The organism is Citrobacter gillenii (genome assembly GCF_013337685.1).
Lineage (GTDB): Bacteria > Pseudomonadota > Gammaproteobacteria > Enterobacterales > Enterobacteriaceae > Citrobacter > Citrobacter gillenii.
This window is the reverse complement of the sequence record NZ_SUQN01000005.1, coordinates 82,251-98,433: the sequence shown is the minus strand read 5'-3', so window position 1 is coordinate 98,433 and position 16,183 is coordinate 82,251. Positions and strand designations below refer to the sequence as shown.

The 16,183-nt window shown below is 50.6% G+C and carries 20 protein-coding genes and 3 tRNA genes; 4 read left to right on the top strand and 19 right to left on the bottom strand.

The window, feature by feature from the left end:
- Positions 1-37: 37 nt before the first annotated feature.
- The 5 genes from FCH32_RS12620 to FCH32_RS12600 form a co-directional block, all read right to left on the bottom strand.
- Positions 38-319 (bottom strand): heavy-metal-associated domain-containing protein, encoded by a 282-nt coding sequence (locus FCH32_RS12620; protein WP_174360999.1) that lies wholly within the window; start codon positions 317-319, stop codon positions 38-40.
- On the bottom strand, positions 316-672 hold the full coding sequence (locus FCH32_RS12615; RefSeq protein WP_137399679.1) for a mercuric transporter MerT family protein: 357 nt from the start codon (positions 670-672) through the stop codon (positions 316-318). The genes FCH32_RS12620 and FCH32_RS12615 overlap by 4 nt, the downstream gene beginning before the upstream one ends.
- Positions 650-1,792, bottom strand: a complete 1,143-nt coding sequence (locus tag FCH32_RS12610) for a transglutaminase-like domain-containing protein (RefSeq protein ID WP_174360998.1) — start codon at positions 1,790-1,792, stop codon at positions 650-652. Before FCH32_RS12610 ends, FCH32_RS12615 begins: the two co-directional genes overlap by 23 nt.
- 239 nt (positions 1,793-2,031) lie before the next feature.
- On the bottom strand, positions 2,032-2,502 hold the full coding sequence (locus FCH32_RS12605) for an SRPBCC family protein (RefSeq protein WP_115258807.1): 471 nt from the start codon (positions 2,500-2,502) through the stop codon (positions 2,032-2,034).
- 13 nt (positions 2,503-2,515) lie between these two features.
- Positions 2,516-3,037 carry a LolA-like protein gene (locus FCH32_RS12600; protein ID WP_244958419.1) on the bottom strand — a complete coding sequence of 174 codons (522 nt, stop codon included), beginning with the start codon at positions 3,035-3,037 and terminating at the stop codon, positions 2,516-2,518.
- 369 nt (positions 3,038-3,406) lie between these two features.
- Here FCH32_RS12600 and FCH32_RS12595 point away from each other — a divergent pair, with 369 nt between their 5' ends.
- Positions 3,407-3,751 (top strand): hypothetical protein, encoded by a 345-nt coding sequence (locus FCH32_RS12595; protein WP_174360997.1) that lies wholly within the window; start codon positions 3,407-3,409, stop codon positions 3,749-3,751.
- A 209-nt stretch (positions 3,752-3,960) separates the two neighbouring features.
- On the opposite strand, the gene FCH32_RS12590 is transcribed toward FCH32_RS12595, so the two are convergent.
- On the bottom strand, positions 3,961-5,160 hold the full coding sequence (locus tag FCH32_RS12590; RefSeq protein WP_174360996.1) for a hypothetical protein: 1,200 nt from the start codon (positions 5,158-5,160) through the stop codon (positions 3,961-3,963).
- A gap of 344 nt (positions 5,161-5,504) precedes the next feature.
- On the opposite strand from FCH32_RS12590, the gene FCH32_RS12585 reads away from it, so the two are divergent.
- Entirely contained in the window at positions 5,505-5,747 is a 243-nt protein-coding gene (locus FCH32_RS12585) for a DinI family protein (RefSeq protein WP_096757486.1), read from the top strand.
- A 334-nt stretch (positions 5,748-6,081) separates the two neighbouring features.
- On the opposite strand, the gene FCH32_RS12580 is transcribed toward FCH32_RS12585, so the two are convergent.
- The 6 genes from FCH32_RS12580 to uvrY form a co-directional block, all read right to left on the bottom strand.
- Positions 6,082-6,168: transfer RNA gene (locus tag FCH32_RS12580), tRNA-Leu, on the bottom strand.
- A 12-nt stretch (positions 6,169-6,180) separates the two neighbouring features.
- Positions 6,181-6,254, bottom strand: a tRNA-Cys gene (locus tag FCH32_RS12575).
- A 52-nt stretch (positions 6,255-6,306) separates the two neighbouring features.
- Positions 6,307-6,382: transfer RNA gene (locus tag FCH32_RS12570), tRNA-Gly, on the bottom strand.
- Between the two features lie 151 nt (positions 6,383-6,533).
- On the bottom strand, positions 6,534-7,082 hold the full coding sequence (pgsA, locus tag FCH32_RS12565) for a CDP-diacylglycerol--glycerol-3-phosphate 3-phosphatidyltransferase (protein ID WP_096757488.1): 549 nt from the start codon (positions 7,080-7,082) through the stop codon (positions 6,534-6,536).
- Between the two features lie 55 nt (positions 7,083-7,137).
- Complete coding sequence (uvrC, locus tag FCH32_RS12560; RefSeq protein WP_096757489.1) at positions 7,138-8,970, bottom strand: excinuclease ABC subunit UvrC; 1,833 nt, start codon at positions 8,968-8,970, stop codon at positions 7,138-7,140.
- Positions 8,967-9,623 carry a UvrY/SirA/GacA family response regulator transcription factor gene (gene uvrY, locus FCH32_RS12555; RefSeq protein ID WP_096757490.1) on the bottom strand — a complete coding sequence of 219 codons (657 nt, stop codon included), beginning with the start codon at positions 9,621-9,623 and terminating at the stop codon, positions 8,967-8,969. The genes uvrC and uvrY overlap by 4 nt, the downstream gene beginning before the upstream one ends.
- Positions 9,624-10,014: 391 nt before the next feature.
- On the opposite strand from uvrY, the gene FCH32_RS23460 reads away from it, so the two are divergent.
- Both FCH32_RS23460 and FCH32_RS12550 read left to right on the top strand, forming a co-directional pair.
- On the top strand, positions 10,015-10,095 hold the full coding sequence (locus FCH32_RS23460; RefSeq protein ID WP_420838400.1) for a hypothetical protein: 81 nt from the start codon (positions 10,015-10,017) through the stop codon (positions 10,093-10,095).
- Positions 10,082-10,306: a DUF2594 family protein gene (locus FCH32_RS12550; RefSeq protein WP_096757491.1), complete on the top strand. Its 225-nt coding sequence runs from the start codon at positions 10,082-10,084 to the stop codon at positions 10,304-10,306. Before FCH32_RS23460 ends, FCH32_RS12550 begins: the two co-directional genes overlap by 14 nt.
- A 66-nt stretch (positions 10,307-10,372) precedes the next feature.
- On the opposite strand, the gene sdiA is transcribed toward FCH32_RS12550, so the two are convergent.
- From sdiA to FCH32_RS12515, 7 genes are all read right to left on the bottom strand, one after another.
- On the bottom strand, positions 10,373-11,095 hold the full coding sequence (gene sdiA, locus FCH32_RS12545; RefSeq protein WP_117341909.1) for a quorum-sensing transcriptional regulator SdiA: 723 nt from the start codon (positions 11,093-11,095) through the stop codon (positions 10,373-10,375).
- Between the two features lie 232 nt (positions 11,096-11,327).
- Positions 11,328-12,080 (bottom strand): L-cystine ABC transporter ATP-binding protein TcyN, encoded by a 753-nt coding sequence (gene tcyN / locus FCH32_RS12540; protein ID WP_096757493.1) that lies wholly within the window; start codon positions 12,078-12,080, stop codon positions 11,328-11,330.
- A complete protein-coding gene (gene tcyL / locus FCH32_RS12535; protein ID WP_115258812.1) occupies positions 12,077-12,745 on the bottom strand; it encodes a cystine ABC transporter permease in 669 nt (222 codons plus the stop codon). The genes tcyN and tcyL overlap by 4 nt, the downstream gene beginning before the upstream one ends.
- Positions 12,746-12,766: 21 nt before the next feature.
- A complete protein-coding gene (dcyD, locus tag FCH32_RS12530) occupies positions 12,767-13,753 on the bottom strand; it encodes a D-cysteine desulfhydrase (protein ID WP_174360995.1) in 987 nt (328 codons plus the stop codon).
- A 107-nt stretch (positions 13,754-13,860) separates the two neighbouring features.
- On the bottom strand, positions 13,861-14,661 hold the full coding sequence (gene tcyJ, locus FCH32_RS12525; protein WP_096757496.1) for a cystine ABC transporter substrate-binding protein: 801 nt from the start codon (positions 14,659-14,661) through the stop codon (positions 13,861-13,863).
- A gap of 100 nt (positions 14,662-14,761) precedes the next feature.
- Positions 14,762-15,313: a flagella biosynthesis regulatory protein FliZ gene (gene fliZ, locus FCH32_RS12520; RefSeq protein ID WP_096757497.1), complete on the bottom strand. Its 552-nt coding sequence runs from the start codon at positions 15,311-15,313 to the stop codon at positions 14,762-14,764.
- Positions 15,314-15,370: 57 nt separating this feature from the next.
- A complete protein-coding gene (locus tag FCH32_RS12515; protein WP_096757498.1) occupies positions 15,371-16,090 on the bottom strand; it encodes an RNA polymerase sigma factor FliA in 720 nt (239 codons plus the stop codon).
- Positions 16,091-16,183: the final 93 nt, after the last annotated feature.

Genomic DNA, 16,183 nt, shown 5'->3' with positions numbered 1-16,183 from the left:
GCTGGCAGAATAACTGATACCAATAGGCATAAACGGCTTACTGTTGCTCAATACGGTTTAGCGTGGCCGTGTATCCGGTTTTCGCCACTGCGTTCAGCAGCGTATCAGTAGAAAAACCGTGGGGCACGATGGCTTCGGCCTGTCGAGTCTTAAGCGAAGATTTGGCTTTGATCACGCCGTCGGTTTCGCGCAGCGCCTGGTTCACCGAAATAACGCACAGCGAGCAGGTCATATTTTGGATATCCAGCACCACTTTTTGATTGGCGGCCTGTACCCATAACGGCAGTAATAACCATCCCAGCAGCATTATTTTTTTCATTCAAACACCTCATAAAACCAGGCCACCAGCGTGGGGTAGAATAACACCGGCAAAATCAGCGCCACGGCGAACCAGTATAGAACGCGCATCTGCGTCAAGGTTAACCGCCCGGTGCACCACAGCCGTTTAGAAAAATAGAGTCGCCAGAAGACCCGTAATAATAACCCTAACGTCAGCACCATCAGGGGGATACGTAAAAATTCAGCCTGGGTGAATACCGCAAAGCCCGCCGCGGAAATACCAAACAGCAGATATAACAGCGGCCCGACGCAGCACAGACCGGCGGTGACAGCCGCCGCAGCGGCCGTCAGCAGGGTTAATCCCGCCCCCTTAGCGTTGTTCTGTTGCGACATAGCGGTAAGAGAACGCTTTAGGGTCATAGAAATTGATCGGATCGCCGTCCACTTCAGCATAAGGGTAACCAAAGTTGTTCATCGCACCCTGCTCGGTTGCCGGATACAGTTCAAAATCGCGTCCGTAGTTGAAACCCACCCAGTTCATTTCCCAGTTACCAAACAGGTAAGCGTTAACGGCCTGGACATCGGCATCCTGATGGGCTTTTTTCTCTGCCAGACGCATTTTGGTCACGTCTGCCGGGTCGCTCGGCAACCAGCCGTAGCCGGCCAGGTAGAACTCAGCACGACAGTGCTGTCCACCACTAACATCGGCAACCCCTGCGCTGTCAGCTTTGCCAAACGCGCTTTTCGAATAGCGTTCCAGCTTAACGGCTTTCCCCAGGCGGATGCCAAACAGTTCACGCGCAGGAATGCCGCTAGCCCTAGCCAGGGCCACAAAAACGGAACTCATGTCGGTACATTTTCCCTTAAGCTTGCCGCTTTTCAGGATCTCTGCGACATCGCCTGTCCCGCAGCCAATCACGTCATTATCACGCTCCATATAGCGACTCACCCACTCATAAATAAGGCGTGCTTTTTTCAGTGGGTCCTGCTCCGTCCCGGTAATTTTACGCGCGGTTTCCTGAACCAGGCCATCGATGGGCGTATGCGCTGTCGGCAGCAGATACGGTTTGACATCCAGCGGGTAAATAATCTGCGCCGGCGCTTGCCAGGTTTTTAGCGCGTCATGTTTCAGCGGTTCCCAGTCGGTCGTTTCAATCTCAATATCGACCTTTATCAGCAACTCACCCTGCGAATCGGGCCAACTGGCAAACAGCGTTTTGGCGCCGTAGGTGTTATTAGTGGTGACGTACGCCTGCTTATAATTGCCGGTAAAGACAAGGTTTGTCATCTGCTGAAACGCGGTGTCTACCGGCAGCGGTATCCACAGCTTCACCACGCCACGCGATCCCTGAGGTGGATTGAGCTGATAGGTTTGTGATAACACAAAACGTCGACGCGCCACCGGCGCTGCTAACGGCTCTGCGGCTTGTACTGTCTGGCTAACTATCGAAGGGCCGACGAATCCGGCGGCAGAAAGGAGTACGCTATTTTTAAGAAACTGGCGACGTTGCATTGCTGTCTGTCCATATTATGAGAGTTGAGCCACGGCGAGCGTAGGCGATCATCACAGCAGACAGACGCTGACGTAAAAAGGCGAGTCGATGGGAATTATTCATCAATAACAGACCTGTTAACTGTGAATGAAAAGAGAACCGATTAAGCCACTTTCGACCACAAGAGTACAGGCGCAATAAGAAAAAAGGCAAAGAATGCATAAAATATGCGAGTCCCTTTACCTGGCTCGCCATTAAATTAAAACATATACACAGGAGCGCCTAATTTACGGGCCAGTCCTCTTGCGCCCTCGCGCATAACCGTATCGTGATTCCAGCGAAATACGGGGGCTGCCAGCGGGGCAAGATAGTTCATCCAGCGAAGCGTGGTGCGAATGTTCCAATCGTATCTGACGAGTGTCTCCTTACCTAATTCGACAAAAGACCATACTCCACGACCTTCAACCTCACCGCAGGCTTCTCCTTCGAGCAGAGAACACGGCTGAATATTCAGTACATTAATATCAAAGGTTAAACGATACGGCAGCGCCCCTTTCCAGGTATAACGGTGCAACGCGCCGATACCCAGCCCATCACCTTTCTTAATTTCGGTGACTCGCTCCAGACTTACCCACCACTCTGGCCACTGGTCCGGATGCGAGAACACCTCCCAGACCTCCTGGAGTGACGCCTCAACCCGCCAGACGGTAGAAAACTGATATTCGGCCATTACGCTGGCTCCTTCAAGGCGTGAAGAAATTGGCAGGAAAACGGACGTTAACGATCAGTGAGTCCATAAGCACCGTTTCCAGCAGTTTTCCCTCCAGCGTGTAGCTCATCACTTTGGCAGGCAGCCCATAATAGTTATCTAACCAAAGGTCATAGCGATGAACACCATCAACAACCATTGCCTTCGGCCCCACCACCGAGACATAGGTGACCGAGCGCCCGGATAGATTCTCCACGCCAAGGGTGGTGGTGGTTCCCTCACGCTGCAGACGGCGAATATTCCCCAGCAAAACGCCGATGTCAGACCGGTCCACACGATGACCGCGCTCATCCTGAATCAGTGAATTAGTGGGCGACAGCGTCAAAACAGGCAACGTTCCTAGCCCAAATGGCCACAACGTCACCTTCCCACTATCGGGGTTATAGGTCAGTACCGCACCAGCATGCGGTTGGGTGAAGTCCATTCGTACATAGCCGGGTTTTTTATAGCTATAGCGAATAATTTTGCTCGCCTCTGTCGTGGACGAGGAATGCATAACAACCTGATAGGATTGTATTTGATCAAACCTTTGTTGATAGCGACTGATGGGGTCTTGCGACGGCACAGACGCCACAGCAACGCTCACTGCTACTGGATACGCTATCGCGCTAAAAACGAGTAACGTTGCAGACATCATCGTCAAAGAGAGTAAGCCTCTCATGATCGTCTCCTGCATCAGTAGGGTCTGCAAACAGGAGCTATCACCTGTTACCTGCTTTCATTATAGGGGGGAATTCAGCGGTGCTGACTGGCTGGATAATCATTATTTTCACAGACACAGCGGTAAAATTAATCATGCCTACGTCGGATACCAACGCTGCCAAACGCTATACTTGAATAGCCACATTTTTATCAGGTATTCATCATGAAACGGCCACGGGTACGTTCATACTTCGCCTTCACCGTACTGTTGATGACGTCATTCTGTGCTATTGCCAGCACCTTACAGGACCAGGCCGCAAGAGAGCGTGAATTAAGTGCGGCGCTGTCTACCGGCAACAGCGTCATCATCATTGGAGGAACGGAGGATTTCGGTTTCACGCTCAGGTCCCGCAATAAAATCCATCGGCCTTTTGCGATTCAGGATGGCATTGGCGATCCCATTATGTTTAACCGTTTTCAGAACCAGGGTTACAATCCCGCCCGAGATGGGTTCAGTAGTAACCCGGCCCGCGGAGGATTTATGATGGATGCACCGATTCGCAGGTAGATGCCTATTGAAACCTTGCCCTTAAAAACGATGCCGACGCGGGTCAACAAATTACAGGCAGAACAAAACCACCCGTAGGTGGTTTCACGACACGGCTTATTGATTTAATTATTCAATTAGAATGGGACTTGAATCCACACAAGTCGAACACCAAGGCGAGGTTTTACTGATACCAAACGGAGAACGTAAAGCATGTCACAAGCGCTACCTCAACTGGATTGCGGTTGGCCGGATGAGTACGGGCATTTAGCACTTTCTAAAAGTGCCTCATCTTGCGCTAGTAGGGTAATCACGTCTCCAGCAATATCAGCCCTGATTCCAAGAGATTTGTGTGCAACATAGGCAGCAACAGCCAACGGCCTCCATTTAAAGCAAGCTGCAATACGCCTGATCTCTTCAATAACCTTGAATGTGTCACATTCTAAGGCCAAGCTTGCACGCGCTGTGTCAAAAGATATTCGCTGAGCATTGGTCAGCGGGGGAAGCCTTTTAAGCTCTGCTGTGATTATTCGCTGAGCTTCAACACCTATAGAAGATCCGCCTTCGACTATCCCCGTCAATCCAACAAGTTTTCCACCATCACTACGGCTATTATCATCTTTGACCTGGAGCGGAACAGTCTGGGCCATCAGCTCGACATCCTGCTGAAGGAGATCGAGCAATTCGGGCATAATTTCAGGGTTAATTACACCTTTCAAAGCATCTACTCGTTTTGCCAAGGTCACAGGAGAGCAACCCAATCGAGTTGACATAGAAATAAGGCGATTTGCTATCATGAAAATGTCATTCAAGCCAATTAATGGCTCACACTCGCTGCGGAGTATCATATCTTCACGTTGGGCATAATTTTGCTTAATGGGTTTCCTGACCTTAGGTTTTGCTTTTTGACTCGTATAGCCACGCAAAGCATCCTGCGTGCTTTTTATTAGCATGTTAATACTGTTTGTCAGATCTTCACTTCCTCTCAGACTGGAGGTGATCTGATGCATTTTATGAAGCCTTGCCAGCATTTCAGGCGTTGCGCTCCCTGACGCTATACTCTGGCTTATCTCATGCATATTTTTGATAATTCCAGTGGCAATTTGCGATGGATCAGACGCAATCTCTTTAACTTGGTGGCTATTTTGTATTGTACGCTCCATCAGTTTGAGCACGTCTTTCCAATCGGTTTTTACACCACATTTTAGGGCTTCAAGCCTGGAAATCGTATTACGAAGGCTGTGACATTTCGCCAAAGGGATGGCCTCGCCTACGTTTTTACCCATTCTCAGCCAATTAATAAGGGCAATAAAATCATTTGCTGCAGAATCATTCAACCCTTCAACGACACGTTTTCTCACATCGGGATCAGAAAAGTTCGTTCTTGGCTTCGGAAGGCGATCATTTTTATGGTCGCTTGGTTTCTTCATACCGTTTACTCAGAATATTTTAATGAATCAAGCGTTGCTCGATGTCAGTAGAACAAGGGGTTAAAACAATACAACTCAATCAAATATAAGGATATTTACCTTATTGAGCAATATTGAAAACGGTCTTTCTCGTACTCCTTCACGGAGCGGTCATCACACATTGCCGTTCTTCAGGTTGGTCAGGTATGGATTCGGGTGAGCCCGTCATCGCTCAGTCCGGACTTCAGTGACCATTGCACATCTCAGTCGCAACTGAAGGAATGCCCACGTTAACGCCCTCTTGAATAGTGGATAAAAACACAGTATAAATACTGTATATTCATCCACCAGAAAGGCAGTGTGCAATGTTTGTGGAACTCGTTTATGACAAAAGAAATTTTGAGGGTTTGCCGGGTGCAAAGGAGATTATTTTAGGTGAGTTGAGTAAGAGGGTTCACCGACTCTTCCCGGATGCGGATGTTCGAGTTAAACCGATGATGACACTACCGGGGATCAACACAGATGCCAGTAAGCACGAGAAAGAACAGATAAGCCGAACTGTTCAGGAAATGTTTGAAGAGGCTGAGTTCTGGCTGGTGTCAGATTAAACATCTCTGATTCATCATACTGGGTAAGTACAACCCGCCGCGAGTGGTAGTCATTCAAGACTCACACTTCAAACATTTGCCAGTCACCGCTGCCATATCTTTACATACAGTGTGGTGGCGGCAAATTTCCCGACTTTGATTTCCAATTCACTTTTCTCGTTCTGAAAGCAAAAGAGCATTTTGTTGTTACGTTTGCGGTGAGGCAGTAATGCCCTCTCTGTGTGAGGAATCTGAATGACGAAACAATGGTCAAAGCAAATTACAAAAACAAAAAAACCACCCGTAGGTGGTTTCACGACACTGCTTATTGCTTTGATTATTCTTTTCTTTCCCATGGTGCCCGGAGTGGGACTTGAACCCACACAGCCTTACAGCCGAGGGATTTTAAATCCCTTGTGTCTACCGATTTCACCATCCGGGCTCGGGAAGAAATTGGAGGCGCGTTCCGGAGTCGAACCGGACTAGACGGATTTGCAATCCGCTACATAACCGCTTTGCTAACGCGCCGAAATCTTCAGGCTTTTCAGCCAACACCCGCATATTGCCGATGTTTTAAATTTGGAGCGGGAAACGAGACTCGAACTCGCGACCCCGACCTTGGCAAGGTCGTGCTCTACCAACTGAGCTATTCCCGCATCACCAAGTAACTTTGTTAATCACTTGATTTTACTATCGTCTGGCAATCTGTGCTGCCGTTCGATGCGTTGCATTCTACTTACCTGACGCACTGAGTCAACGATATTTTTCACCACTTTCGATCGTTTGCTGAAATTTGCGTCGAAACGATCACTGATCAAGCAAATCTCCACGTGCAGCTCTCAAATACTGGAACATTGACCACAATGTCAGTATCGCAGCAACGAAGAAAAGCGCGATCCCGGCGTATTCAACCCAGATATTTGGCCGCCACAGTAACCACGCCAGAGCCGCCATTTGTGAGGCGGTTTTGACTTTACCGATCCATGACACGGCTACGCTGTTGCGTTTCCCCAGCTCGGCCATCCATTCGCGCAGTGCTGAAATGATAATTTCACGGGCGATCATCGTCGCAGCAGGTAATGTTACCCACCAGCTGTGGTAGTGCTCCGCCACCAGCACCATGGCGATAGCCACCAGCACTTTATCGGCGACCGGATCGAGGAAGGCACCAAAACGCGTACTTTGGTTCCAGCGGCGTGCCAGAAATCCGTCAAACCAGTCGGTAACCGCCGCGATACAGAAGATCAGCGCACTAACAAAGGGAGCCCAGGTAAATGGCAGATAAAACGCCAATACAAAGAATGGGATCAGAATGACGCGAAACAGCGTGAGCAATGTAGGGATATTAAATTGCATATGACGGATAACTATCTGTTGTCAGTGAAATTACCCCTATGTTGCTACAGAGGGCCTAATGTTTCAACGAGTAGAAGATCTTTTCTGCCAGACCTTGCGAAATACCCGGCACTTTTGCAATTTCTTCGACACTTGCGTTACGAAGCCCTTGCAAACCGCCCATGTACTTTAGCAGCATCTGTCGACGTTTTGGTCCAACGCCCTCAATGGTTTCCAGGGTACTGGTGCTTTTCACCTTCGCCCGTTTTTTACGGTGTCCGCTGATAGCGTGATCGTGTGATTCATCGCGAATATGTTGAATCACGTGCAGCGCAGGCGAATCTGGCGGCAAGCTGAACCCCTCACCTTCCGGTTCAAAGAACAACGTTTCCAGGCCAGCTTTACGATCCGCCCCTTTTGCCACGCCAAGCAGGAGCGGATGGCTTTTATCCCAGGGCACATCCAATTCAGCAAATACCGCTTTCGCCTGCCCCAGTTGACCTTTGCCACCGTCGATCAAAATAACGTCCGGGATCTTACTTGCTTCAATCGCCTTGCCATAACGGCGGCGCAGCACCTGATTCATCGCTGCATAATCATCACCGGGGGTAATACCGGTAATATTATAGCGGCGGTATTCAGCACGTAGTGGTCCATTAGCATCGAAAACCACGCAGGAGGCTACCGTCTGCTCGCCCATGGTATGGCTGATGTCGAAGCACTCCATGCGTTTAACCGCCGGTAGCTTCAGTACCGATGCCAGCGCCGTCAAACGTTGTGTAATGGTGGACTGCTGAGACAGTTTGGTGGTCAGCGCCGTTGCAGCATTGGTACGCGCCAGCTTCAGGTAGCGCGCACGATCGCCACGCGGCTTCGTCTGGACGTTAATCCGCCGCCCGGCGAGCTCAGACAACGAATCGGCCAGCAGCGTTTTATCGCTCAGATTAAAATCGAGCAGGATCTCACCGGGCAAAGTGCGCATCTGGCTGCCCTGTAAATAAAACTGTCCGACAAAGGTCTCGACCACTTCGCCCAGTTCCGTTCCCCCCGGTACTTTAGGAAAATAGCTGCGGCTACCCAGCACTTTTCCCTGACGGATAAACAAAACATGCACGCAGGCCATCCCGGCATCAAACGCCACGCCGATAACGTCAAGGTCATCCCCGGTGTTGGAAACAAACTGTTTTTCGGTGACACGACGGACGGCCTGAATTTGGTCGCGAATACGCGCGGCCTCTTCAAATTCCAGATTCTGACTGGCCTTTTCCATCCGGGCGATCAATTGCGTTAACACCTGATCATCTTTGCCGGACAAGAACAAGCGGACGTAGTCAACCTGCTGCGCGTACTCGTCTTCGCTCACCAGACCGGCGACGCAGGGACCGAGACAGCGGCCAATCTGATATTGCAGACAAGGGCGCGAGCGGTTGCGGTAGACACTGTTTTCGCACTGACGAATTGGGAAAATTTTCTGCAGCAGTGCCAACGTTTCACGCACGGCATAGCCGTTAGGGAATGGACCGAAGTATTCGCCTTTGGCATGCTTCGCCCCACGATGCATCGCCAGGCGCGGGTGGGTATCACCGCTAAGGAAGATAAAGGGGTAAGACTTATCATCGCGTAACAGCACGTTGTAGCGCGGCTGGTACAGCTTGATGTAGTTATGCTCAAGCAACAACGCTTCGGTTTCAGTATGCGTCACCGTCACATCAATCTGCTGAATAAGCGCCACCAGCGCTTCAGTTTTACGCGACGCGAGGTTGCTGCGGAAGTAGCTGGAAAGCCGCTTTTTCAGATCCTTAGCTTTACCGACATAGATAACCGTCCCGGCGGCATCGTACATACGATAAACGCCGGGCTGGCTGGTGACGGTTTTCAGGAACGCTTTGGCATCAAACTGTTCGGTCACTGGCTTGTTAACGTCTCCGCATTACACAGGCCATGGCGAATTGCCAGGTGAGTCAGCTCTACGTCGCCGTGAATGTTTAATTTACTGAACATTCGATAGCGATAGCTGTTCACCGTTTTCGGACTGAGATTCAGCTGCTCCGAGATCTCATTGACCTTCTGGCCTTTAGTGATCATCAGCATAATCTGCAACTCGCGTTCAGACAAACTGGCAAACGGTGTTTCCGTTTTCTCCGGCTCAATTTGGCTGAGCGCCATCTGTTGAGCGATATCAGAAGCAATATAGCGCTGTCCGGAATAGACGGAGCGAATGGCGCTAACCACTTCCTGAGGTGCAGCGCCCTTGCTCAGATAACCTGCGGCCCCGGCCTGCATGACTTTTGCGGGCAATGGGTTTTCAGTATGAACGGTCAACATGATCACTTTTATGTCAGCCGTAGAACGCGCAATTTTACGTGTTGCTTCAAGCCCACCAATACCGGGCATATTCATGTCCATCAGCACGACGTCGGCGGAATTTGAGCGACACCATTTCACAGCATCTTCGCCGCAGCACGCTTCGCCGACAACTTTAATGCCTTTTATATCTTCAAGAATGCGTCGTATCCCTGCGCGCACCAGTTCATGGTCATCAACAAGAAAAACGTTGATCAAAGGAATATCTCCAGAATAGGGATAACGCTACCGATAGTTAATCGGTCCTATGTTAACGGGTTTTATCTCAACTTTGAAATGTAAAAAACATCCGTCTTCCGATTTTGCTCTCGTTTTTGGAAATTAGATTGTACGCCGCGTGGAAACATTCACTGCTGACGGCGTTCTGCCGGGGTTATATACGAATCGCTGTTTCAAAATGGTGACAAAAAAATCATATTCTTCAGTTGAATGCTAAATAGGCGGGCAAAGTTGTAACAACAATTAACGAGTAAAAAACTCGAAATATACAAAGAATGGAGAAAATATATGCACTGCAACATCTTGTTTATTTTAATGTCGCGGTTAATGTTTGTGCGAAAAACAGCCACTGATATTTTTAGCCGCGCTTATGGTATACTCCGCCGACTTAACATTTGCCATCGCACTTTTTCATAGAGACATAACGAGGAAAATAAATGAGTACGCCTGATTTTTCCACTGCTGAGAATAATCAAGAACTGGCTAACGAAGTCACCTGCCTGAAAGCCATGTTAACGCTGATGCTGCAGGCAATGGGACAAGCCGATGCAGGCCGCGTGATTCTTAAGATGGAAAAACAGATCGCGCAGATTGAAGATCAATCCCAGGCTGCGGTATTTTCCAACACTGTTAAACAAATTAAACAGGCCTACCGCCAGTAATAAGAAACCGGCTGATAGCATTGCAATCAGCCGGTTTTGCGTCTGACACTCAGAACGACAACTTATTCAGATAAGCCCGGTCGCTGCAGCATAGCAGGCAATCTGCGTTTTGTTTGGTGCGTTAAACTTCTTCTGCATATTCTTCTGATGGAAGTTCACGGTATTTTCAGAAATCGACAGGATCATCGCTATTTCTGCCGACGTTTTTCCCTCTGCGGTCCATTTCAGTATTTCTTTCTCCCGCTTACTAAACCGCATCTCTGGCGCCATGACCATATCATCTTCCAGTCGCGTCAGAACGGAGAGACTCTCCCTTACCAGCAATTGCATTCTGAGTTCCACCTCATCCTGCGCAAAGCGGCCATTACGCACGCTCGCACACGAGACAGAAAGAAAGCCCTGCGCCCGGTTCGGTAGCATTAAGCATTGCGTCATCCCCTTGCGTAAACCGTGATTACGCGCCGCATCCCAAAGCGGTTGTGCATCGCGAAATAAGGTATCGTCCCAGGGAAGATGGCCCTGTCTGAAGTTTTCTGGTTTAAGCACGGGGTCAATCGCGAGATAATTTTCGGACTGATAATGTGCCACCCACGCTTTGGGGTAGGTTGTATGAAGCGCCGTCTTAGGTCGGGTAAACGGCACGGGGTGACGAACACAGAGAGCGTAAAAATCAAACTCCAGATGCTGTGTCTGATGTTGTAATTCGGTATAGACGTCATCTGCCGTCGCCATTTCCTGAAAGCGTAACAGCATGCTCCGTCGCCAGGTGAAGAAATCGTGATCCTGCATACTAAGTGGTCATGTCCCTGAGATTGATAATCATCACAAATGAGAATGAAACAAACTAACACATAAATGTATTTTATATATGCAGATTATCGGACAAGAATGGATTTACTTGAGTATTACGCATAATCAGAGCAGGTTGATGCGACGCAGCGTTAATAATAAAGCAGTAATAATAAATAGTTATGCGGCTTGTGCTCACCAAAAATCTATTTCGGTGAGCACCGTAGGGTTATTATTGCATTAAGAATTTTTCCAGAAACTGACGCGTTCGCGGTTGTTGGGGCGCGGTAAACAGCGATTTTGCGGGTCCCTGCTCCACAATGCGCCCCTGATCCATAAATATCGCCCGGTCAGCAACGTCGCGCGCAAAGCTCATTTCATGCGTCACAATCACCATGGTGCGTTTTTCCTGCGCCAGTTGACGAATGGTATTCAGTACCTCGCCAACCAGTTCAGGATCGAGTGCTGACGTTGGTTCATCAAACAGGATCACCTCCGGGCGCATGGCCAACGCCCGGGCAATTGCCACGCGCTGCTGCTGTCCACCGGATAACCGACGCGGATAGCTGGTCTCTTTACCCGCCAGGCCCACCTTTGCCAGCAACTCACGTGCGCGCGCCGTTGCTTCGGCTTTCGGCTCTCCCTTCACAATCACCGGACCTTCAATAATGTTTTCCAGCACCGTACGGTGAGGAAACAAATTAAAGTTCTGGAACACAAACCCCACATGCTGGCGCAGCTGACGAATCAACCCTTTCTGCTGATTGAGTGAACGCGCCGTATCAATGGTAATGTCACCGACTTTAATCGTGCCCGCCTCAGGCTGTTCCAGCAGATTAATACTGCGCAACAACGTGGTTTTCCCTGAGCCGCTAGGCCCGATAATCGCCACAACTTCACCGGGTTTTACCTCAAGATCGATACCGTGCAGCACCGTTTGCCCGTGAAATTTTTTCACCAGGTTTCTGACTTCGATCGCACTCATTTCGGCTCTCTCTCCTGGCGGTTCAGTTGTTCTTCAAAATAGTTCTGCAGTGCGGACAACACTGTCGCCATTACCCAGTAAATCAGCGAGGCCGCCAGATACATGGTGAACACTTCCAGCGTGCGTGAGGTGATCAGCTGCGCCTGACGGAACAGTTCCGGTACCTGGATTGTCGCCGCCAGCGAGGTGTCTTTCACCAGGCTGATAAAGCTGTTGCTCAACGGCGGCAAAGCCACGCGCGCCGCCTGCGGCAGGATCGCCCGACGCATGGTCTGCCAGCGCGTCATGCCGATACTGGCGCCCGCCTCCCACTGACCTTTATCAATCGAGGAGATAGCCGCACGCAGCGTTTCAGCCGCATACGCTGCGGTGTTCAGCGACAAACCAATCATCGCCGCCGGGATCGGGTCCAGCTCAATGCCAAACTGCGGCAAACCGTAGTAGATCATAAACAGTTGGGCGATCAGCGGCGTGCCGCGAAAAATAGAAATATAGACGCGCGCCAGCCAGCGCACCGGCAGCAGCGGCGACAGGCGCATCAGAGCGAGGATAAACCCCAGCACCAGGCCAAAGAACATCCCACCGATACTCAGCTGCAGCGTAAATACCGCGCCTTTAAGCAGGAAGGGCAGTGAATCAATCACCAGTTGGATACTTTCTTGCATTAGCGTTTTTCTACCTTGCCATTACACGTGAGGATGGTAGGCAAACAGCGCAGGTGCCCCACCGGTATGAATAAACAGGACCGGACCTTCATCCTTAAAGCGCTTCTGGCTGATACCGTCAATCAGGCCCGCCATTGCTTTGCCGGTATACACCGGATCCAGCAAGATGCCTTCCAGACGTGCCAGCAGTTTTACCGCCTCCATGCCTTCTTCATTTGGCGTACCGTAACCCGGCGCAAAGTAATCATCCCACAGTAAAATCTCTGCTGCCGCGGTCAGTTCCAGCTCACTGGCAATTGCCTGCTGCAACGCAACGACTTTTGGTTTTTGGTCAGCAACGCTGCGTGAAACGGTGACACCGATAAGCTCGACGTTGGGCATCAGTTGTTCCAGCCCCACCGCCAGACCGGCATGGGTGCCCGCGCTGCCTGAAGCCACCACCACAGAGGACAGCGCTACCGCGCCCTCGCACTGCTGGGCAATTTCCAGCGCACTTTCAACATAGCCCAGCGCGCCCAGCGCATTCGACCCGCCGACCGGGATCACATACGGTCGGAACCCCTGCGCTTCAATCCGCGTAGCCAGCGCCTGAAGTTGTGCATTCGGGTCGGTCAGCGCGTCGCACATTTCAACCTGGGTATTAAACAGATCTAACAGCAGGCGGTTACCGTTGCTGAGATAGTTTTCTGCCGTGGTGCCAATCGGGTTTTCCAGCAGCGCCACGCAGTGCAGCCCGAGCTTTGCCGCCACCGCCGCCGTCTGGCGCACGTGGTTCGACTGAATAGCCCCGGCGGTAATCAGCGTGTCGGCCCCTTCGCGCAGCGCATCTGCCGCCAGAAACTCCAGCTTGCGCAGCTTATTGCCGCCCATCGCCATTGGCGTGACGTCATCGCGTTTAATAAAAATGTCGCGTCCGAGATAATCAGAGAAGCGCGGGAGATATTCGAGCGGCGTTGGCGCGCCAATAAATTCCAGACGTGGAAAGCGCGTTAAATTATGCAGCGGCATACAGCCTCCGGTATTCGTTGTTGTGATGTTCTTTTTATTATGCACGTTCAGGCGCAATGAAATAAAAAAAGGCGCTGTTAAAGGCGCCTTTTTTATCCGGATGACGATTATTTCGTCACATCCGCCCCAAACCATTTTTCAGACAGGGCCTTCAGGGTACCGTCTTTCTGCATCTCTGCAATGGCGGCATCGACCGCTTTCAGCAGATCGTCATTACCTTTACGCAGCGCCACGCCGGATGCCTGGCGGGAGAAGGCTTCACCGGTCACGGCCAGCGTGTCTTTGGTTTTCTTCACCAGATCCAACGCGGCCAGACGATCAACCAGAATCGCATCGATACGACCGACGCGCAGATCCTGATATTTGGTCGGGTCATCATCATAAGTACGGATATCGACGCCCTGCACGTTCTGGCGCAGCCACTCTTCGTAGTTAGTACCCAGACCGACACCGACTTTTTTACCTTTCAGGTCAGCCGCGGTTTTAATCACGCCTTCGTTGCCTTTTTTCACCAGCGCCTGGATACCAGAGACCGTATACGGGGTAGAGAAATCGTATTTTTTCTGACGTTCGTCAGAGATGGTTACCTGGTTAATCACCACATCAATACGTTTGGAGTCTAAAGAAGCCAGCATGCCATCCCACTTGGTCGGCTTCAGCGTCGCTTTCACCCCAAGATGTTTGGCCAGTTCTTCGGCAAATTCGACTTCAAAACCGGTCAGCTTGCCATCATCACCCTGAAAACTAAACGGGGGATAGGTCCCTTCGAGACCAACCAACAGCGTACCGCGCTCTTTCACTTTATTTAACAGACCTTCGTCGGCAAATGTTTTTGCGCTCATACCGGCGACAAGTGCCACAGCCATTACACCCATCAGAGCCTGACGTCCCAGACGTGCTAATTTCATAGTTACCCCGAATATTGTCATTAGTGACTATCATTTATGACAGTAGTGTAGAGCGTTTACCGCTATTTACAAACACGACTCCGTTACACCTTATTCGTTTTTAATATATATCAGAACTGGCTGTCCAGGAGGATTTCTGCATCTGGCCCACAGGTGCATGCGCTTTAAACTGCTCATACTTGCGCAGCGCAATGCGGTAATTATTGGTGCTGGTCTCCGGCAGCCACGGGGCGAGGTTTTCGTCGAGGAAGCCTTCCTGCAGCAGGTCATGGGAGATGTTCTGTTCGGTCAGATGATTACCGAGACGGCGCAGGCGAACCACATATTCGCGCACCGTGCCGTGGCTCATTTCGGTTTGTTCAAACAAAAACTGTTTAAACCCGATAATGTCAAAAAAGTCGCTCTGTTCCTTGCAGTGTAAATCACCGCAAAAACGGCATAACGCCACCCACTCTTTTTTCTCCTGCTCCCAGGCAGCGGCGTCCAGCAACATATCGAGCCGGGCAATAGCGATTTTATTCACAATCTGGCCGCGGCGGACCAGCGTGATCCTGTCGAGCAACTTATAGCAATGGGCGCAATGCGTCTGGCTGTGTTTGAAATCTTTGAGGTAGCGGCTTAGAGGCCGTCTTTTTGATTGCTGCACCGTCATGAGAACTCCTGGTAGTCAATTCGTTATGCGGCATTGTTCAGGGGCAATGATTACCCCCTATAGCTTACCCAGCTTGGTGCGTAGACGTTTGATGGCCTGACTGTGCAACTGGCTAACCCGTGACTCACCGACTTCCAGAACAGCACCAATCTCTTTCAGATTCAGCTCTTCCTGGTAGTACAGCGTCAGCACCAGCTTTTCACGCTCCGGCAATGCGTCAATCGCATCCATCACGCGCTGGCGTAAATTGCCATCAAGCAACTGCTGTAACGGGTTTTCTTGCTGATTTTCTTCCGTCACCAGCTCAATACTATCGCCATGCTCTTCCCGCCACTCGTCGTAAGAGAAGAGTTGGCTGTTATTGGTATCAAGCAACATCTGACGATACTCTTGCACAGGAATAGCCAGACGCTCCGCCACTTCGGTTTCCGTCGCGTTACGCCCGAGTTCCTGCTCCAGTTGTCCCATCGCCTGTGCCACTTCGCGGGCATTGCGCCGAACGCTACGCGGCACCCAATCCCGGCTGCGTAGTTCATCCAGCATAGCCCCACGAATACGCTGCACTGCGTAAGTGGTAAATGCCGTTCCTTGCAGAGCGTCATATCGGTCAACTGCATTCAATAACCCGATGCCGCCCGCTTGTAGCAGGTCATCCAGTTCTACGCTCGCCGGCAAGCGCACCTGAAGGCGCAATGCTTCGTGACGCACCAACGGTACATAACGCTGCCACAGCGAGTGTTTATCCATTACACCTTCAGCGGTATACAGTGAATTCACGATAAACAGCCCTGCGTTAAATGAGTTATCGGCATGATTATCCGTTTCTGCAGGGGTTTTAATCGGGTGAATAGTGGGTGAAATAAGGGGTTA